This is a genomic window from Alteromonas sp. KUL106 (genome assembly GCF_009811415.1).
Classification (GTDB): Bacteria; Pseudomonadota; Gammaproteobacteria; order Enterobacterales; family Alteromonadaceae; genus Alteromonas.
In genome coordinates, this window is record NZ_BLIG01000019.1 from 95,847 (window position 1) to 115,977 (window position 20,131).

General features: G+C 43.4%; 12 protein-coding genes and 1 pseudogene. 4 read left to right on the forward strand and 9 right to left on the reverse strand.

Annotated elements, in window-relative coordinates; all coding sequences use genetic code 11:
- Window positions 1–62: 62 nt before the first annotated feature.
- Entirely contained in the window at window positions 63–1,922 is a 1,860-nt protein-coding gene (locus tag GVO63_RS07115; RefSeq protein WP_159578781.1) for a GGDEF domain-containing protein, read from the reverse strand.
- A gap of 251 nt (window positions 1,923–2,173) precedes the next feature.
- On the opposite strand from GVO63_RS07115, the gene GVO63_RS07120 reads away from it, so the two are divergent.
- The gene (locus tag GVO63_RS07120) at window positions 2,174–2,632 is read left to right on the forward strand and encodes a hypothetical protein (protein ID WP_236552079.1); all 459 of its coding nucleotides are present in this window, start codon (window positions 2,174–2,176) and stop codon (window positions 2,630–2,632) included.
- A gap of 53 nt (window positions 2,633–2,685) precedes the next feature.
- On the opposite strand, the gene GVO63_RS07125 is transcribed toward GVO63_RS07120, so the two are convergent.
- Window positions 2,686–3,132, reverse strand: a complete 447-nt coding sequence (locus GVO63_RS07125) for a hypothetical protein (protein WP_236552080.1) — start codon at window positions 3,130–3,132, stop codon at window positions 2,686–2,688.
- A gap of 92 nt (window positions 3,133–3,224) precedes the next feature.
- A complete protein-coding gene (locus GVO63_RS07130) occupies window positions 3,225–4,439 on the reverse strand; it encodes an endonuclease/exonuclease/phosphatase family protein (RefSeq protein ID WP_159578785.1) in 1,215 nt (404 codons plus the stop codon).
- Window positions 4,440–4,829: 390 nt separating this feature from the next.
- On the opposite strand from GVO63_RS07130, the gene GVO63_RS07135 reads away from it, so the two are divergent.
- Window positions 4,830–5,879, forward strand: a complete 1,050-nt coding sequence (locus GVO63_RS07135; protein ID WP_159578787.1) for a PLP-dependent cysteine synthase family protein — start codon at window positions 4,830–4,832, stop codon at window positions 5,877–5,879.
- A 165-nt stretch (window positions 5,880–6,044) separates the two neighbouring features.
- Window positions 6,045–6,551, forward strand: a pseudogene (locus tag GVO63_RS07140) (DUF2891 family protein); the annotation flags it as partial.
- A 53-nt stretch (window positions 6,552–6,604) separates the two neighbouring features.
- Here the strand turns inward: GVO63_RS07140 and GVO63_RS07145 are convergent.
- From GVO63_RS07145 to prfC, 6 genes are all read right to left on the reverse strand, one after another.
- The gene (locus GVO63_RS07145; RefSeq protein WP_236552081.1) at window positions 6,605–11,137 is read right to left on the reverse strand and encodes an EAL domain-containing protein; all 4,533 of its coding nucleotides are present in this window, start codon (window positions 11,135–11,137) and stop codon (window positions 6,605–6,607) included.
- Window positions 11,138–11,648: 511 nt separating this feature from the next.
- Window positions 11,649–11,804, reverse strand: coding sequence for a hypothetical protein (locus GVO63_RS07150; protein ID WP_159493439.1), 156 nt, complete (start codon window positions 11,802–11,804; stop codon window positions 11,649–11,651).
- A gap of 11 nt (window positions 11,805–11,815) precedes the next feature.
- Window positions 11,816–11,986 (reverse strand): hypothetical protein, encoded by a 171-nt coding sequence (locus GVO63_RS07155; protein WP_159493440.1) that lies wholly within the window; start codon window positions 11,984–11,986, stop codon window positions 11,816–11,818.
- A gap of 294 nt (window positions 11,987–12,280) precedes the next feature.
- On the reverse strand, window positions 12,281–12,847 hold the full coding sequence (locus GVO63_RS07160) for an NADPH-dependent FMN reductase (RefSeq protein ID WP_159578791.1): 567 nt from the start codon (window positions 12,845–12,847) through the stop codon (window positions 12,281–12,283).
- A 293-nt stretch (window positions 12,848–13,140) separates the two neighbouring features.
- Window positions 13,141–14,871, reverse strand: a complete 1,731-nt coding sequence (argS, locus tag GVO63_RS07165; protein WP_159578793.1) for an arginine--tRNA ligase — start codon at window positions 14,869–14,871, stop codon at window positions 13,141–13,143.
- Between the two features lie 13 nt (window positions 14,872–14,884).
- The gene (gene prfC / locus GVO63_RS07170; RefSeq protein ID WP_159493452.1) at window positions 14,885–16,474 is read right to left on the reverse strand and encodes a peptide chain release factor 3; all 1,590 of its coding nucleotides are present in this window, start codon (window positions 16,472–16,474) and stop codon (window positions 14,885–14,887) included.
- A gap of 426 nt (window positions 16,475–16,900) precedes the next feature.
- On the opposite strand from prfC, the gene GVO63_RS07175 reads away from it, so the two are divergent.
- Window positions 16,901–19,885, forward strand: coding sequence for a TonB-dependent siderophore receptor (locus tag GVO63_RS07175; RefSeq protein ID WP_159578795.1), 2,985 nt, complete (start codon window positions 16,901–16,903; stop codon window positions 19,883–19,885).
- Window positions 19,886–20,131 lie beyond the last annotated feature (246 nt).

The following is a 20,131-nucleotide window of genomic DNA, read 5'->3' on the forward strand; positions in this document are numbered from 1 at the left end:
TACTCTTTTCTCATCAAATAAAAGTCAGTGCGGCTCAAGTAGCGTTAGCTTCCTTAGCAGCACTATTCTACCAAAGTTTTGGCTCTTCCCGTTTTTTTAGCTTCGTACAAAAGGTGATCTGCACGCTCTAATACTGAGTCTATCTTATCAGTGCTCTTAAATGTGACAATACCAGCGGAGAAACTAACGTTAAATGCAACGCCCTGTTCCCCCCACCGTTCAATACTTTCAAATTCTTGTCGAATGGCATGTATTATTGCTTTTGCTTCAGGGATCTCCGTTGCTTGAACAACCAAAAAGAACTCTTCCCCACCATACCGACATAAGCGATCTATTTTCCTGATACGTTTTATGATGATTTGGCTTAGTGTTCTAAGCACTTCATCTCCTATGTTGTGCCCGTAGTTATCATTAATTTTTTTGAAGTAATCAATATCCAAAAGAACCGCACAATTAACTTGTTCAGGTGAGATAAAGGTTAGCCAGCTGTTGATAGCTCTTCTTGTATAAGCTCCCGTCAAAGAATCTACATCCGCCAATGCTTTTGCAACATTGTGACGGCGTCTGTACCACAGTGTTGTCATTCCGAGAAAAATAGCCAACCCGCCAAATAATATACTTTTAAGAAAATTGGCTTGGCTGGTTAATTGGTCTTTTTCCCTATTTATTTTTATATTCCTAAGCTTGTTAAATTCTACTTCTTTTGAAAGGAAGTCATTACCGAGATCAAGACTTTTAGACGAGATAAGCTGATTTCTATCCAATTTTAGCGAGCGATATTTTTTAGCAAATTGGTAGGCTTTTTCATAGTTTCCATTTGCTTCATAGATTCTCTGGAGGTTTTGGTAAAGCCTAAGGTTAATATCCGCTGCCGATGGATACTGCGATGCCCACGCCTCATATTTTTGGGTAAGACTATCAACCTCCTCCGCGAGCCTAATGGGCTCATTTCCATCTAGCGCTTCTATTAACGTTAAAGCAGTCTGAATATATGCCTCAATCATTGGCGAAGAACCAGTGCTCATGCTTGTTTCAACCACTTGTTCTATTCGTCCAACCAAACCTCTTATTTTATCGATTTCAGCTTCATTTATGTTATGGGTATACACGGATAAATTCAGAATTAGCGCAACAATAAGATTATCGGCATTTCCCATATCTGTTGCTAGCTTAACAGCTGATTCTGCTCTTGCTAAAGCTTCCGAAAAGCGCCCTAATTGTGTCAATGCTTGAACTGAGGCAATGTAGTCTACGGAATATCGATCGGTTAACGGCACTATTGATAAAATATAGTCTGCGTAAAGTAATGCTTCAGAGTAAAGCTGAAGTTCTAAAAGTATATTCGCTATGTAAGCAGCAATCTCTCTCTGACTTAACATAGCCTTAAATGAATCTTCTTTCTCAACCTTTAAATAGTTGAACGAATATTTAAATTCGACTAATGCGTCAATATGCGATTTTGATTGAAACTCATTACCTAACCATGCACTTACAAGAGCGACCGCCTCGCTCTCTGACGCTTCTAGCATTTCCGCTTTTAAACGTCTAAGTTTCTCTATCGCTGTGTTTACGTGCGCTCCATTTCCTTTAGCCGCGCTCGAGTAAATATAGTAAGAGCGAACACCAGCATACAGTTCAGAGTCTAGTCGTTTAAGGACATCCCAATCATTTCGATTGATTAGCCTGGCTGGAAAACTAAACCAGTTTTCAACTGCTTTATCTCCGTTAAACCCCTCCCAAAGTAGATGTTTAAAAATAAGTCCCAGCGATGAATCATCTTTAGCGAGACCTGACGCTAAAACATGATTGCTTAACTCCTTATTCAGTGGGTCGTTGTTATTCGACCAGAGAGTAATAGCTCTATACGTTACCTCATCGTAATGCCTTAACTTCGATAAATCGTCACCACTAACTTTACTCACATGAAATGCGAAAAATGGCAATATTGCGTATGTAAGTATCGTTAATTTATTCAACGGTATTAGCTATGTTTCAATTTTGTATCTTTTAAAAGTATGTCTTGATTTAAAAATTTCCATTGAACTTTGGTATTCAACAAAAATGAAGGTGACAGAAAGGCCAGTAACACTTTACTTAAAACTTACACTGGATGTTGCAACTTAACGGTCCTTCGACTCTCAAAGTAATGTGGTTCAAATAAGCCTAAAATAAAATGAAAAAAACATTCTTAGTGATAACAACGTCTTTAATGGTCAGTGCATGCGCTCATCGACCACCACCTTTAGATATGGATGAAATACTTTTTGAAACTAAGATCAAGCAAGATGGTACAAAGCTCTTCGCATTTAGCATTCCGTTGATGCATCAGCGAGATGGCGCCAAAGACGGCGGCAGAGGCAGCCGTGCTCAAGGAAACGATGGCGGTGGACGTGGCAATCGTGGAGGGCAGGAAAATCGTGGAGGCTCATCACGCAAAATGTCAGATAACGCCGATAGAATGGCGGAGCGACTCTATGCATCGCTTGATAGAAAATTCGATGAAACCAGTTACTGCCAATCTGGCTATATCGAAATAGATACACATCAAACCGAAGATAGGATTCATCTATTAGGTGAATGTAATGAGACGGCGAGTAAAATGGACAGGCTTGATTTCCCTAACGTTAATTGACTATTGATTTATGAAGCGCACGGCCGGAGGCACGCGCTTAAGTCATCACACACTCAGTCAACACAGAGAGTATGCTCCACAACACCTTTAGACACATAGGCTCTACACCCAAATAAGTCGGTGCTTTCTAAACACACGCCGCTGGCCCTTTGTTCGGCGCCTACCGAATTGTTCTCTGTCACACAGGCCACTTCGCATTCGCTGCTGTCGTTGCACACATTACCCGCATCCTTTGCCGGTAACACGCAAGCATATGCCTGTTGTCGACCTACTTTCTTCCAGCTACCACCTTGTTTGTCACACACTTTTTCAGACTCAATGGAATAAGCTTGCTGTACCAAAGGCAAGGAGGTATCAACAACTTGCGCTAGTTTTTCAACCTCTTCAACGCTCGCAACAGGCGTATCGACAGATTCTATGGGCTGAGCACCACAGGCATATAATGATGCGCTCACGCCAATGACTAACACCCTTTTCAAACACAAAACCGCTTTATCCATTACTCTTTTCATTTCTATCTCAGCTTATTTATCCGTTTTTCTGGTGACGTAAACGTTATTTCTCTATCTTTTCACTCCACGAAACTTGGCCTCTACTCATCTTGCGTCAGCGACAAGCTCACCCATACTAACCGGTGGTCTGAACTGGCTTCACGGTTTTTGACTAATCGATACAACTCACTGGTTTTAGCAGGCCAAAATACACCGGCATCATTGACATTAAAGCCATAACGAGAAGGCAAGACGTAGTCGGCTCTGGCCCCCCAATAGGCAGTAAACCGATTACTAAATTCGGCACTTGACGCCCCAGCACCACCTGCACTAATTGGAATAATGTCGTTATTAACCAAAGGGTGGTTGGTTAACTGTTCGATTACGCCCTCGCGATGTTTATCCCCAATATCTGCCGCATTGAAGTCACCAACGAGTACAAACCGCGAGTTCTCCGACAAGCTTACTTTGTCGCCATTATCGTCGTAGATGTATGCTCCTTTGTCGGGAGAGAGGTAATCTGCCATGAGTCTGATCTCGTCAAAATTACGTTTGCCATTTCGGTCCTCTCTCCCATCGAAGTTTGGTGGTGTGGGATGCATTGCAAGTATGTGAACGGTTTTATTTCCCACTATTACAGGTACATCCCAGTGCGATTTCGAACTCAACCTAAGCGCCGCCCACTCTTCAACACTGTACCAGGGTGTACCGCTGTCAATACGCCCCATTTCATCAGGAACGATAGGCACTTGTGGATGAGGCATGTGATGCCATTTGAATGTCTGAAAAGTACGAATGTTATCAACATCAATGGGGTATTTTGATAAAAGCGCCATGCCATACTGACCTGGGTAAAGCCCATAGCCATATGCGTCACCACCAAAGCCCTCTGCTCTTCCATTATTGTCTAAATCAAATTTTGTCGGCTCGCCGGTATTCACACTCGCAACATAGGTATAGGGATAATTCACCGGCTTAAGATCACGTTGAGAGACGTTCAGGTAGTTTTGAACAAACGCTTCTACCCCTTTACTCTTGTCAGCTATATAGTCAAATTCGTTCAACAGTAAGATGTCGGGGTTAACACGCTGAATGATTTCAGCAACATTTTTTACCTGACTATGCTCGCCCGTTGATAGGACGTGTTGAAGCACTTTATCGCTTGGCTTCATACCCAATGCTTTGTAGTTAGTGGCTTCCATACTGACATTGAACGTAGCGACTTTGAGCGTCTGTTCTTCTTGCGCACTGTTCGGGGTGGATACAAGTAATGGGGGTAAAAAAGCAATGGCGAAGAAAAGCCCTCTGTTTTTCATGGTGCTACCTTTGAGTAAAAGCGATACCCAAAGATAGCAACATCGACGTCTTATCTGAACTTTTTGTTTTGCTAGAGAGCTGTATCGACAAGGCAATATCTCTCTTGCTCTCCGCAAACACGCAAACACGCAAACACGCAAACACGCAAACACGCAAACACGCAAACACGCAAACACGCAAACACGCAAAAATATTTTATAAAAAGATAAAATAAAGAATTAATTATTCACGATAAGCCAAGTGTATAAAAATAATAGAATCAATTACTCGCTCTTCACTGGTATTCTCGTTTTGTCTTATTCAATTTACGTTACGCACACTACGCATAACGTTCGTCTATTAGATATTCCGCTCAAGATGGCGTATTTTAAGTGAAAGAGAGATGAGTTATGAAAAGCTGGGTTTCAAAAGCGATTAATATTATTAATGCCGATTATCAACGCTCGGCGGATACGCACTTAATAAAGTTAGAGCAAATCGCGTTTAACGATATCGATATCTATCTTAAAGATGAAAGTACGCATCCAACGGGTAGCCTAAAGCACCGATTGGCCCGGTCTCTTTTTCTCTATGCCCTTTGTAATGGAAAAATTGTAGAGGGAACCACTGTCGTTGAAGCTTCTTCAGGCAGTACTGCCGTGTCAGAAGCTTACTTTGCTAAAATGATTGGCGTACCTTTTGTTGCGGTAATGCCCAAATCTACCGCCCAGAGTAAAATCGCCTTGATTGAACGTTATGGTGGACGCTGCCATTTTGTCGACTGCCCTACACAGATGCACAGCGAAGCAACAAAGGTGGCAGACGAACTAGGCGGCTATTTTATGGACCAGTTTCTCTTCGCCGAACGCGCTACAGACTGGCGTGGAAACAATAATATTGCAGAAAGTATCTTTGAACAAATGAAAGCAGAGCCCCACCCTGTGCCGCATACCATCGTTATGAGTGCTGGAACAGGGGGAACGTCAGCCACTATTGGACGCTACATTCGGTATAAAGGACTTTCCTCTCAGCTAGTCGTCGTAGATCCGGAATTCAGTGTTTTTTTTGATAGCTTTAAACGAAAAGACCATACGCTTACCGCCGCGCGCGGAAGCCGTATAGAGGGCATCGGACGCCCTAAGGTGGAAGCCTCTTTTCAACACGATGTTATAGACGACATGATTGCGGTTCCCGATGCGGCCAGCATTGCAACCATGCATTGGTTAAACAACACCATGGGGATAAAGGCGGGCCCTTCTACTGGTACTAACTTATGGGGCGCATTAAGCATTGCCAAACTCATGAAAGAGCGCGGTGAGGCTGGCTCTATTGTAACGCTCATGTGCGACAGCGGAGAAAGATATAGTGATACTTACTATAATGCTTCCTGGGTAGCAAAGACCATTGGTTCCTTCGATGAATATACCGTCAAACTAGAGGGCATCGGCGCTACTGCGTAAAGATTAAGTAGCCCTTTACTGACGTTTAAGGTGCAGGAACGTGATGTGTCGCACAGCACTTTATTCAAGACGATCATCGCTATACAGTAGTGAACTACTTATCATTGATATAGCGCATAATTTTATGACCAAAATAAAGAGTTTTGTTAGCTGTGCAGTTGCATTGGCTTAATGTTGGATTGGGCAAAAATCGTACGTAACGAGGAATTTGAAGCGCTATTGACTTCTAGGGTGAAAGACTACTATCTGGCCGACACTCAATGTCCTTTGATCTATGAGCCCTCTGGCCAAGACTTTCTGTCGCCTTGCTTAGCTGAAGCCGATTTAATGCGTCGGGTAATGTCAAAAAAGGACTATAGCCTTTGGCTTAAAGCGTTCTTTCCCAATTTAACCGAGAACACCTCAGGCTGGCTATTACCTGCTACGGTAACGGATAAAACAGATGGTAAACTCGCTCACTTGGACGGACTGAACATTAGCCGAGCGTGGATGATAGAAGGCATTATGCAGGCGTTACCAGACAATGATACACGCGTACCTGTGCTTGAAGAGGCACTTAAAGCACATCGTGAAGCGGGGCTCAGTGCAGTCTTTGGTGATATGCACTATATGGGAAGCCACTGGCTTGGCAGCTTTGCCAGTTATTTGGAAACGAAGCGCGGATTGAATTAATGCACTAAGATATAAGCGTAACATGATGTTAGCCAGCCGCAGCTAATCCACGGCTAGCTAGTGGTTTTCATAGCGCTAACGAGGCCTGGTAATTTATCTGCCTCTATTGGCTTAGAGAAATAAAAGCCCTGCAAATACCTGCAGCCGTTTCTTTGAAAAAATTCGACTTGCTCTGAGGTTTCTATTCCTTCCGCCACACACTCAATATCAAGACTTTCGGCCATACGTAATGTCGCTAGAATTATGGCTTCATTACCACTATTAATACCAATGCCCTGAACAAAACTTTTGTCAATTTTAAGAACGTCAATTGGAAAATCTTTTAAATATTTTAATGACGAGTAGCCAGTACCAAAGTCGTCCAGCGCTATCGTAAATCCTTTCGATTTCAATGTCCCAATAACATGCATGGCGCTGTGGTAATCTTCCATCAGAGCGCTCTCAGTAATTTCAAAACATATGTTTTGCGCTGGCACACCGTTAGACTCCAGTATTCTCAACATTTCATTTAATGAGAATTCATCTATCAGATGTTTTGCACTTAAATTAATGGATAAATAGGTCCGATTGTTTTCAGCATAAAGTTGCTTGTGAACCTGCGAAGCTCGTTCGATAAGCTGTATTGTCATTTCGGCTATCATGCCAATGTTTTCAGCAACGGGAATGAAGATATCGGGTGAAATCATCTCTTTACCTTCTTGCCACCTCATCAGCACCTCGAAGCCTTCGATAGCCCCTGTAGTACAACACACAATGGGCTGATAATAGTTTGAAAAAGATTTATTGATACAGGCATGCTTCAATTTGTTTTCTAATTGAAGTTTTGATCGCGCCTGCTCATTCATGTGCTCGGTGAAGAACTGAAAATTGTTGCTGCCTGCTTCTTTAGCATGGTACATGGCTATATCGGCATTTTTGAGCAATTCGGTTGGAAGTTGAGCATCGTCTGGATAAAGCGAAATACCGATACTCGCCGATACGCTTACCTCCTGATTAGAAAGTGTAATAGGTTGCCCTAACGCTTGTATAATGTCGTTCGCTATATGGCCAAGATCCTGAACATTACCAACACTCTCGAGAAGAACGACAAATTCATCACCTCCAAGTCTAGCTACCGTATCAGATTTTCTGATTAACTTTTCCAGGCGTTTGCTAACCGTTACGAGCAGCTCGTCACCGGCTTCGTGTCCAAGACTATCGTTAACTTGTTTAAAACGGTCTAAATCAATGAAGAACAACCCAATTCTACTTTGTTGCTGCGCTGCTTGATAAAAGGCGTGCTGCAGCCGATCGAGTAAAAGTGTGCGGTTGGGCAGCCCTGTTAAATTGTCATAATTTGCTAGCTGAACAAGCGCATTTTGCGCGTCTTTTTGCTGTGTTATATCGGACAGTATCACCAGATATCGGTCAATTTCCTGCCCATTGCGCTCACTAGAAACCGCGGTGATTCTAATACTGACCACATAGCGCTGCTCAGTGAAACTACTTATATTAGCTTCACCACTCCAATGTTCATTTGGATTGAGCCTACGCATTTCAGTATAGACTTCTTCAAGCTGATGCTTCTGCTCCCGATATAACCGATTGAGCTCTTCTATTAAATTCGCGTCTTTGCGCAAGCCCAGTGCACCTTTGAAAGACTGATTAACAACAATAGCTTGAAAGTTATTATCAAAGACCACAACCCAATCTCGAGTATACTGAAATGCTTCACCGAATAATCGCGCTTTGAATTCAGCATTCACCGAATCGGTGATATTGGAGTACGTACCAACTAATCTTTTACAGCTATCTGTTTGGTTATTAACAACCAGAGAGCCTACGTCTCTAAACCATTCATAATGACCGTCTTTCGCTTTCATGCGATAGCTGATATCAATACCTTTAGCACTTTCGTTAGTCGCGTTTTCCCACTGCTCTAAGAAAGCATTAAGATCGTGTTTATGGATGAGGGATATATGTTCCCTAAAGGACAACCTTGTTCCCGTTTCTGAATAACCAAGGTCATCTACAATACGATCTTGAGTAATTTTGTCTGAATCTTCATACCAAGCCCACACTTTGGTGTTACTTGCTGTTAGGGCCATCGATAATCTGTTTTTATGTTTTAGCGCCTCTAAATGTGCAGCGCGAAGCGCTTCGCTGTTTTGTTTACGGCGTGTATAAATCACTAAGGTAACAACAAGGAAAATGAGAAAATAAACAGAATAAGCCAAAGGTGATGCATAGATGGGATATGCCACCTTGATTCTCAATTTTGCGCGAGGACCATACACATTATTGACGGGGTCAACTCGACCAACACTAAATTCGTATTCACCTGGCTCCAACTGAGGAAATGTGACTTCTGTTGACTTGGTAGGTGGGTATACGACAGAAACGTCTCCCATTAATTCATATTGATAGTAGGAAGCTGAGGTCTTCTTAAACCGCATATCAGAGTAGTGAATAGTTAGCCCTACATCGTCGTAACCTAATAGTAGAGAACGGTTGTTAATGCTGCCAATGCCTAAGTGCAGCGGCTGACTGAGTAAACTTGCATCTGTGATGAACGTCGAAGACGCAACGTTGTCTTGCTCACCAAACCGTTCTGGTGATAACACAGTGAAACCTTTTTGCGAACCGAATACTATTTTTCCATCGTTCAGACCTGCTTTGGCGCCCCAGATGAACTCACCTGTAGCTAAGCCATCTGTAACGCTATATTGCGATAATTTAATGGCTTTCGGGTCGAGCTTAAGGAGCCCTTGATGACTCCCAATCCAGATATCACCTTTTTGATCTTTCTCTAAACTCACGACGAGGTTAGTTGGCAGTAGGTTGCTCGTATCAAAAAAGTATTTTTGCTCGTTTGTTTTCGCATCAATACCATAAAGCCCGTGACCGGGGTAAGTAATCCACAAAATACCGTTGTCATCCAACACGGTGTCGGTGGGATGAATGGCATACTCCGATTGAGACTTTCGAGCTTGATGTAACTTATCTAAGTTTCCAGTTGCCGCGTTAAATCGCCACAATTCTCCTATCATCGCTATGAGTATTGAATTGTCTGTCGTGCCGTGGTCAGGCAAAAAAGTGTAAAGCTGATCGTAATCTAGGTTAGACGAAAGTGTTTCGGAGAGGGACACCTCTCCCTTCTCGTCGTTAAAATTCCAAAACTTGCCATCAGCGGCGACGATGTAACGGCCTTTTGAAATGCGGATTAAGTCGTACGCTTTGTTTGAATTTAATAATTTGTCTTGCTGGCTTCCAAGTGGGTAAGAGATAGGACGTTTAGTAGCCGTATCAAATTTTACAATGGCACCGTGCGTAAGCAACCAAACCCGACCTTTTTCGGCGGGCCTTATTGTAAATATTGTGCCCGAAGAAATAACAGCTTTATTATCTTCGTTCACTAAAAATTGCTCTACCTGACCTGTGTTAGCGTGATATAGATTAAGGCCGTTATTTGTTCCTACCCATAATTTTTGGGCGTCGTCCTGATAAAAGCTGTAGACAGTATTGTTACTCAACTTCTCACTGCTTTTCCCATCACCCATAACGTTTTTAAATAACGTCGATTGAGGTGACCACAGTAACACGCCAGACGTTCCGGTGGAGAGCCACACCTGCTCGTCTGCCGTTATTGCGACTTTGTACAAATCATCGTCAGTTATCTGTAGGCGAGAGTCTGACGGTTTAAATAAATGCTTTAGTTCATTGGATAACAAGTCAATGGTATATAGCCCTTGATCCGTCGACATGTAATAAAGAGAACCTTCCAATCGCTCAAGATTCCAGATATTTAGGGATTCGACAATTTGCTTTGAGGATGGCTGTTCGCCATCATATTTCACAAAATCTATTAATTCAGCAAAATCAAATTGATAGAGCCCTTCAACCGTGCCGAGCCAAAACTTCTGATGCTCATCTACGACGATAAGCTTGGTGTTAATATTGTTTCTATTGGCTCTATCTTCACTCGTATGAGCAATTTTCTTAATATCGCCCGACTGCAAATTCTTAGCGTAGAGCCCTACAGAAGTGGCAACAAATAGCACGTCGTCGGACAGATGGATGTAACGTATGACATCATCATTTGAAAGGTCAGCAATAGATGAAAAAAGGTCAAAAACGGTTTCTTTCTTCTCTGTTACTAAATTCAATTTGATAATAAGGTGGTCAAGCGCCACATATATGACATCGCCGGGCGCAGAGATAAAGTGGGAAGCATACTGATACCACGAAGGCTGTTCTTTATAGGGGACATTTATCAGCCTTTTTGATTTTCCAGTTCGCCGATTGATGCGATAAATACCACTACTGTAAGTACTTACCCACAAATCCCCTCTTTGGTCTTCAAATAGTGTGTAGATGCCATCATCAGCGAATTCATTGTCTTGCCCTAAATATTGCTTATTTTGACTTCCGTCAAAGCGATTAAGCCCGGCTTCTGTCGCAATCCACAGTAATCCCTCTTTATCTATGAGCATGTCGTTAACTGTGTTTTGGCTTAAACCTTGTTCAGTAGAAAGTACTCTAAAGGAAGGCGTTGCAACAATAGGTTCTGCAGCAGCGACAAAAGCAGATAACGCGAAAAAAAACACTATTATGCTCAATAACTGGAGCATGAATAAGTGAAAGGCTGCTCCTCGGTTTTGCTTTAACATCAATAAATGGGAACCTAAGTGTGAGTTTTATTATTTGCGTCGTCTTCGCTATCTAGAATCATAACTTAAAGCCCGATTATAACCATTGTACTTTAGCAGACTTAATAGGCCATGCGCATTTATCTATCCGAAAACGACAAACTCATCTTAACTAAACTTACTTCCCATCAAATGCTATGTCACGAAATGACATCAGCATTTTTTTGTTTTGTAGAACTATCTTTAGACAACTTATGAATTAACGCTAAAAGAAGCAAATTCTGAAACTCAGGTTCACTAAAAATAGAAAAACCCTTTGTTGAAAGTATGCTATCAAAAAGAGAGACAATGTTGAGGATCACAAGAAACCAGAATGCGAAATAGCTATATTTTTTTCTATCCATGATGATTAACTTTGTATGTTTAATTAAAAGGTGAAAAAGCAGGCCCAAAGCCTGCCCGGGTTCAATCAAGGAATTTGTGGTTCATGAGCCCCATCGTAAAACCCATTGCCGAGTCCTCGGCCGATATCATAGGCGAAATCAATTAACGTCATGTAAGTCAGTACATGCTGCCAATAGCCACCACTACATTGATTTATCTCTTCTAGGTTTAACTCTTCCATAAAATGACTCCTCAACGCAAAACGAAGTCAGCAACATCATCTAGCCATCGGTTCGATGTCATTACGTGGCTGTAAAAATATCCACCCGCGTAGCCAGCTCCGTAACCGATACCATACATAATATCGCCGATAAGCCCCGCTCCAGACACTTCGTTCAGTTCATTAATACTCAGTTCTTCCATAAATAAGCTCCTTTTAAAGTAAAGTAACGTGCTAATGCACTTCGCTAGATTATGACATCAAAGCAACATTGACGACTGGCCATGAGTTGGGTTTTACGTTGTTTTGTGAACTTAAGCTTATTTTTAAGGCGAGGCAATGAAGGGGCTTGATGGTGCTATCTGTTTCTAGTATTTACTAAAGCAATATCCAATCGAGGCAATTAAAAAAGCCTATTCAGTTAGCATCGACACGAAATCTTCAGTATAGATAGCTAGAGTGCCGCCAGCCTACTCTAGCTACCTTATTTACATGTATCAGGCAAGCTTACCAGCCAACTCAGCAGTTTCTCTCCCCAGGGTTTTAAGCTGTTTTATGGTTTTTTCGTCGGTAATTTCGCCATCATCCATAAGCGTGTTTACTTTTGCGATAGCTTTTTGATTGGGTAGCACCATTGTACCTAAGTTTTCAAGTAACATTCTCATTACCACAAGCACGCGCATGCCGCCTAATCCACCGGCTGATGCCGCCATAATCCCAGCCACTTTCCCGCGATAGGCTTGTAATGGTTTTTCACCTTCTCCCATGCGAGACGCCCAATCAATGGCATTTTTAAGCAGCGCCGGGTAGCTTGAATTATATTCCGGAGAAGCAATCAAAAAGCCGTCATGACTTATTAATAACTCTTTGAACGCCTGCGCTTTTTCGGGCATACCAAACTCTGCTTCTTCGTCTTCATTAAAAATTGGCATCTGAAAATCTGCCAAATCAATGACGGTGACTTCTGCGCCGGCCTCGCGAGCGCCCTCAGCGGCTACGTTCACAATGGCTTGGTTAAATGAACCTTTACGGGTACTTCCTGCAAATGCAAGGATCTTAGTCATGAGTGTTTCCTGTCGTTAATTTAAAATGTTGTTATTAATTAATTTATAAGAATCTGTTGCTCTTTTGGTTCTAATTGAAGTGTAAGAATAACCACTTATACCAGTCCGCTTAGTTAAATACTCGCTCAGCGAGACTTAAAATGTTCGTAATCGCGGCGTGTTATTGCAGGTATAGTGGCTCTGCATCAAAGTGACGCAACATAGAGTACGGACATGTTAAACTCGCATAAAAAAAGGCTGACAGTCGATGTCAGCCTTTTTCAATCTCAATAAGTATTGTTGTACAGTGAACACTACATTTTTTCTAGTGTTTCGATACCTAATAAGGTCAATCCTTTCTCTAGCGTTTTGGCAACCAGAGCTGACAACGCTAATCGACTGTTACGTACATTTGGTTCAATACCTTCTTTAAGCATTGGGCACGCTTCGTAGAATGTCATGAACGCTGATGCGACATCATATAAGTACGCACACAAGACATGCGGTGTAGCTTCTCGCGATACCATGCCAATCACTTCTTCAAATTGCATCAGCAACACAGCTAGCGCATGCTCTTGTTTCTCAACAATATTGATATCTACCGACATAGTTGCCATATCAACATCAGCCTTTCTGAACAAGCTTTTCACACGGGTATAGGCATATTGAAGATAGGGCGCGGTGTTACCTTCAAAGCTTAACATTGAGTCCCAATTGAACATGTAATCAGTTGTGCGGTTTTTAGATAGGTCAGCGTATTTCACGGCGCCAATGCCTACTTTACGTGCAACTTCTTTAAGCTCTGCTTCACTTAAATCATTGTCGCGCTCGGCAATGAGTTTACCCGCACGCTCAACCGCTTCATCAAGCAATTCAACCAGTTTAACCGTGCCGCCGGTGCGCGTTTTAAATGGTTTTCCATCACTGCCAAGCATCATACCGAACGGGCAATGCTCGTACGTTTGCTCTTCTTTCATAAATCCAGCCTTGCGGCCAACGATTTCCGTTTGCTTGAAGTGCAACGCCTGACGTGCATCTGTCAAGATCAGCGTACGATCAGCGTTAAGCTTGCCGCTGCGATAGCGCATTGCCGCAAGGTCAGTCGTTGCGTACAAATAGCCGCCACCCGATTTTTGAACGATGTAAACCGCAGGGTTACCTTCCTTATCGGCAAGCTCAGGAATAAATACCACCTGCGCACCTTGATCTTCTACAGCAATGCCCTTCGCTTTTAGCTCACTAATCACATTGGCTAAATCATCGTTATACGCAGACTCACCCATAATATCTTTACGCGTAAGGCTTACGTTTAGCTTATCGTACACTTCTTCAGAGTGGGCAATAGACACATCAATGAACTTTTCCCACAGCGCTAGACACTGAGCGTCCCCCCCTTGTAGCTTTACTACATATTCACGGGCGCGGTCGGCAAAACCTTCTTCTTCATCAAAGCGTACTTTGGCTTCTCGGTAAAAATCTTCAAGGTCAGACAGCGCGGTTTCAGCCATTTCATCTTGAAGCTTGTCTGAAAGATGCGCGAGCAGCATACCAAACTGTGTACCCCAGTCGCCCATGTGGTTTTGACGGATAACATTGTGCCCCAAGAACTCAAGCACTTTTACCACTGCATCGCCAATAATAGTGGTGCGCAGGTGACCTACGTGCATTTCTTTAGCCAAATTTGGCGATGAATAATCTACGACAATATTTTGTTCTTCAGACTTAGCAATGCCCAAACGCGGATCAGTCAGCGAAAGTTCACACTGGTTTGACAGCCATTCGTCATTAAGGTGTACATTGATAAAGCCAGGACCCGCTACTTCTAGTTTGCTGGCTATATCGTCAAGCTTAACAGTCTCAACAATTTTATCTGCAATATCACGCGGTTTCTGTTTTAGCTGTTTGGCTAGCGCCATTGCGCCGTTAAACTGATACTCACCGAACTCTGGTCGAGCACTGCGCGAAACAGGTACTGGCGCATTTTCAACGCCCATTTCTTGTAGCGCTTCTGTGAAACGGTTAACTAGTAGTGCATGTATATTCATAATGTTTCTTTCTTTAATTTTCGCGCGTATTCGTAAACTGGATGTCTGGGTAGCGCTCTTGCGCAAGTTGTAAATTAACCATAGTCGGTGCGATATACGTCAGGTTATCACCACCATCCAGCGCGAGGTTTTGCTCGCCTTTGCGGCGGAATTCATCAAGCTTTTTCTCGTCATTTGAATAAACCCAGCGAGCAGTGCTCACGTTAATATGCTCGTAAAGTGCATCAACGTTGTACTCTGACTTAAGTCGCGCAACAACCACATCAAACTGAAGTACACCCACTGCACCAACAATCAAATCGTTGTTTGCTAGTGGTCTAAACACCTGAACCGCACCTTCTTCAGAAAGCTGGATTAGGCCTTTTAGTAATTGTTTTTGCTTAAGCGGATCTTTCAAGCGAATGCGCTTAAATAGCTCAGGCGCAAAGTTTGGAATACCAGTAAAACGATAGTTATCGCCTGACGTGAAAGTGTCACCGATACGGATTGTACCGTGGTTATGCAAGCCAATAATATCACCAGCATATGCTTCTTCTAACAGCGAGCGGTCACCCGCCAAAAACGTCAAGGCATCAGAGATACGCACGTCTTTACCTAAACGGCTGTTGCGCATTTTCATGCCTTTCTCGTATTTACCCGACACAATGCGACAAAACGCGATCCGGTCACGGTGTTTCGGGTCCATGTTGGCCTGGATCTTAAATACGAAACCACTGAACTTACCATCAGTACTTTCGATTGTGCCTTCTTCGGTTTCACGACCCAGTGGCGCAGGCGCCCATTCCACCAACCCATCAAGCATATGGTCAACGCCAAAGTTACCCAACGCAGTACCAAAGAATACCGGCGTGAGTTGGCCTTCCAAGAAAAGCTCTCGGTCAAACTCATTAGACGCGCCACGCACAAGTTCAAGCTCATCACGTAAGTTTCCAGCAAGATCGCTTCCTACGGCAGTATCGAGCTCTGGGTTATCTAACCCTTTAATGATACGTACATCTTGAATTGTGTGGCCTTGGCCGCTTTGGTACAAAATAGTTTCGTCGCGGTGAAGGTGATATACCCCTTTGAAGCTTTTCCCACAGCCAATTGGCCAGGTAATTGGTGCGCAAAGAATATCAAGCTCTGTCTCAACTTCATCAAGCAGTTCCATCGGATCACGAATATCGCGGTCAAGCTTGTTCATGAAGGTAATAATGGGTGTATCACGCAGACGAGTGACTTCCATTAACTTACGAGTTCTGTCTTCTACACCTTTAGCGGCGTCAATAACCATAAGACAAGAGTCAACAGCCGTCAGCGTACGGTATGTATCTTCAGAGAAATCTTCGTGTCCTGGGGTATCAAGCAAATTAACTAGGTGATCGCTGTAAGGAAACTGCATGACAGACGTGGTAACCGAGATACCACGCTCTTTTTCCATTTCCATCCAGTCAGACTTAGCGTGCTGACCCGATTTTTTACCTTTTACAGTGCCGGCGGTTTGCAGGGCGCGTCCAAACAACAATACTTTTTCAGTAATGGTGGTTTTACCCGCATCCGGGTGCGATATGATTGCGAACGTGCGTCGCTTTTTAATCTCTTCTAACAGCTTCTTATCTGACATCAATACTTATCTTCGTTATCTATTATCCCTGTAAACCAATTACTTACAGGCGCGTTTTATAACGGATAAGCAAAGCTTTTCCGCGCAAATTCAGTATTGCGGTAAAACGCTGGATACGGCTTGGTAATTAATTGCGCGGATTTTAGCATTTTACTGGGCGTAACAGTAGAGCGAAATTACAGTACACACATTGCTCGTGTTGAAATGGAGAATTTCTTTAAGCACTCCATTCTTCTCAGTACAAAACTCCGATACATCACTTCCAATGCTACCTTCAATACCAGCAAAACTCTCCAAAAAACAATTTCTTAAATTTTCGGGCTACATTCTATTGAAAATGTACAAATTTTATGCGAAGAATATTAAGTGTTCAAAAAACACACTAAAAATAATTAAAGAAAAAAATCAAAGTCAAGGGAGACTAGAATGTTTTCAAACCACAAACTGGCCAAGTCGGTACGACTGGCTTGCGCGTTTGGCGCTGCTGCATCAATGGCATTTTCTGCCAATATCCACGCCCAAGAAGAAGACGAATCAGAAAAAGAAACCGTTGAGAAAATCGAAGTTACGGGTTCGCGTCTACTTTCCAATCCCAATGTTGCAGCGGCTACACCTGTTTTGAGTGTATCAGGTGCCGAAGCAGCGGCTCGCGGTAACTTACGTGTAGAAGATTTTGTTAACGTGCTTCCGCAGGTTTTCGCAGGTCAAGCATCGGAAGTTTCAAATGGTTCAACGGGTACTGCAACGCTGAACCTTCGTGGTTTAGGTGCAAATAGAACATTAGTGCTTATTGACGGCAAACGTCTTCCATATGGCTCCTCAGGAACCAGTGCGGCCAACGTTGACTTAGTCCCTACGCAAATGTTGGAGCGCGTTGACATCCTTACTGGTGGTGCGTCAGCGGTATACGGGTCTGATGCGGTTGGTGGTGTTGCAAACTTTATTCTTCGCGACGACTTTGAAGGTGTCGAGTTTGGTGGTCAGTTCAGCACGAACTATGCTGACAACGATAACGGTCTGTATGAGGGCGTGCTAAACGCGGCGCAGCAACCCGTCCCTGGGTCAACAATGGATGGTGACGAAACGCTAATTTATACGATGTTTGGCGCATCATCTGCTGACGGCAAAGGCAACGTAACCATTTACGCTTCTTACGAGGATCGCCAAGAAATCGTTCAGGCCGATAGAATTTTCTCTGCATGTACCTTGGGCCAAAGTAACGGCGCATCAAGCTTCGAAGGCTTTGGCTGTGTAGGTTCAGCGAACTTTCGGTTATTTGGCGGTCCTGGCGGGTTTGCGTTCCAAGAGGAAAACGGCAATATCATCTCTTATGCTGGTGGTCCAACACAGACCTATAACTTCGGTGCAACCAACTTCTTCCAGCGTCCATCAGAACGTTATCATTTCTACGCGAAAGGCGACTATGAACTAGCTGACAACCTAGAAGCCTATGCAGATTTTTCATACATCAACAACACCAGTGATGCCCAGATTGCACCAAGTGCTTCGTTTGGTATCGGCGCCTATGACATTAACTGTGGAAACCCGTTAATTCAAGGCAACAGCGGCATCGCATTTACTGATATTTTTGGTTGCTCGGCTGACGATATTGCGAACGATGTAATTGTGAGCGGAATCACAGCATCTCACCGTAACGTAGAAGGTGGTTCGCGTAATTCACGTCTTGAAAACAGCGCTTGGCGCTTTGTTGGTGGATTAAACGGTTTCATCGACGACATTTGGGCGTGGAATGTATTTGGTCAAGTGTCTGAAACCCGTGACCAGAGTTCGGCAACTAACGATTTCGTTGTAGCAAACCTTCAACAGGCCCTACTAGCAACAACGGATGCTAATGGCAATGTAGTATGTATTGATCAGTCAGGAGGCTGTGTACCCTACAATATTTTCCAACGCCCTGGCGGTGAAAGCTCTGTTACCCAAGCTCAGTTAGACTTCATTCAAGGCATTGGTATAGTAAACGGTGAAACTTCGCAAAAAGTTTTCGGTGCTGATATTCAAGCTAACCTAGGCGATTACGGTATTAAGATCCCTACGGCGAGTGATGGTATTGGCGTGTTGTTCGGTATCGAATACCGCAAAGACGAGCTTGCCTCTTCTCCAGATGAAATTAGCCAAATACAAGGTGGCGGTTTTACCGGTGTCGGCGGCGCTACGCTCGCTGTTGCTGGCAAGATTGAAGTGCGTGAATTCTTTACCGAGGTTCAGGTGCCACTTGTCTCGGGTGCAGAATTTGCTGAAGAACTCGTGTTGAGTGCACAGTATCGTTTCTCTGACTATGACGCAGACGGAAATGGCACTACAAACAGCTTTGACACCAATGCGTATGGCTACCAATTATCGTGGACACCAATAGACGACATTAAACTGCGTGCTCAATACCAACGTGCGGTTCGTGCGCCTAACGTTATCGACTTATTCACCGGTCAAAACACAGGACTACCTAATCTAAGCCCTGCGGGAACCGACGCTAGCGGCGAGCAGTTGTATGATCCATGTGCAGGTGCAAACCCAATTGCTTCACTTGAAACCTGTGCAAGAACAGGGGTTACAGCAGCTCAATACGGTAACATCCTAGACGTTATCTCTGGCCAAACTCAGTCTCTTACTGGTGGTAACCCACAACTGTCTCCTGAAACTGCCGATACCGTCACTTTCGGTATCGTTATCACTCCAGCAAGTATCGAAGGCCTCTCGATTAGTGTGGATTACTTTGATATCGAAGTAGAAGATGCAATTTCAGCGGGTATCCCAGCGCAAACTATCTTCGATAACTGTCTTGAAACAGGCGATCCTACGTTCTGTAGTCTAATCACTCGTTCTTCAGCAGGCTCTCTTGCAGCGGGAACATTTGGTGTTGGTTTCCAACAAACAAACTTGAACATCGCTACACTTCAAACATCAGGCGTAGACGTTCAAATAGGATATAATTTCGACACTAAACTAGGCAATATGAGAATCGACTACGCTGCAACCATGCTAGACGAATTAAGCACTGTACCATTCCCTGGTGGTGATGCCATTGAGTGTGCAGGATTCTTTGGTAACGCATGTGACGCACCAAACCCTGAATACCGTCATAGATTCATGGCTACGTGGAATACGAACCTAGACATTGATATTACTGCTACCTGGAGACACTTTGGTACAACCGATAACGATGATGAAGGTGATACACTTGAAACGGGATTCAGAGCTATCAACTATCTTGATATCTCTGCTACGTATTTCATGAATGAGAACCTAGAGTTCACTCTAGGTGTTCTCAACCTTCTCGGTGAGCAACCTCCAATTTATTCTGGTGCAGGTCCCGCTCTTGGTAACGGTAACACGTATCCAACAGTTTACGACACCAGCACAAACTGGTTTGCATCATTCCGAGGAAAATTCTAATTCCAAACCTCCCTTTGGACCTAAGCAAAAAGTCGTTTACTCTCGTAAACGGCTTTTTTATTTCGGCGTCACGACGTGACCTAACTGGCCTGTTTACTCACTTAAAACACAGAGACTTTGAGAAAACAGGTCTTACCCTATACAAATCATTGCCGCCCGCTTACACCAATTAATCGAGAAGAAACCTCACGCCGTATTTAAAAACCGTGTACCTTAACTTTTGTTTCATTTACTGAAAGCTTAAAT

What these genes read in the sequence shown, in the direction of transcription:
- prfC (WP_159493452.1), bottom strand. Translation starts at nt 16,474, where the DNA reads ATGTCAGATAAGAAGCTGTTAGAAGAGATTAAAAAGCGACGCACGTTC.
- GVO63_RS07135 (WP_159578787.1), top strand. Translation starts at nt 4,830, where the DNA reads ATGAAAAGCTGGGTTTCAAAAGCGATTAATATTATTAATGCCGATTAT.
- GVO63_RS07130 (WP_159578785.1), bottom strand. Translation starts at nt 4,439, where the DNA reads ATGAAAAACAGAGGGCTTTTCTTCGCCATTGCTTTTTTACCCCCATTA.
- GVO63_RS07150 (WP_159493439.1), bottom strand. Translation starts at nt 11,804, where the DNA reads ATGGAAGAGTTAAACCTAGAAGAGATAAATCAATGTAGTGGTGGCTAT.
- GVO63_RS07120 (WP_236552079.1), top strand. Translation starts at nt 2,174, where the DNA reads ATGAAAAAAACATTCTTAGTGATAACAACGTCTTTAATGGTCAGTGCA.
- GVO63_RS07125 (WP_236552080.1), bottom strand. Translation starts at nt 3,132, where the DNA reads ATGGATAAAGCGGTTTTGTGTTTGAAAAGGGTGTTAGTCATTGGCGTG.
- GVO63_RS07160 (WP_159578791.1), bottom strand. Translation starts at nt 12,847, where the DNA reads ATGACTAAGATCCTTGCATTTGCAGGAAGTACCCGTAAAGGTTCATTT.
- GVO63_RS07175 (WP_159578795.1), top strand. Translation starts at nt 16,901, where the DNA reads ATGTTTTCAAACCACAAACTGGCCAAGTCGGTACGACTGGCTTGCGCG.
- argS (WP_159578793.1), bottom strand. Translation starts at nt 14,871, where the DNA reads ATGAATATACATGCACTACTAGTTAACCGTTTCACAGAAGCGCTACAA.
- GVO63_RS07155 (WP_159493440.1), bottom strand. Translation starts at nt 11,986, where the DNA reads ATGGAAGAACTGAGTATTAATGAACTGAACGAAGTGTCTGGAGCGGGG.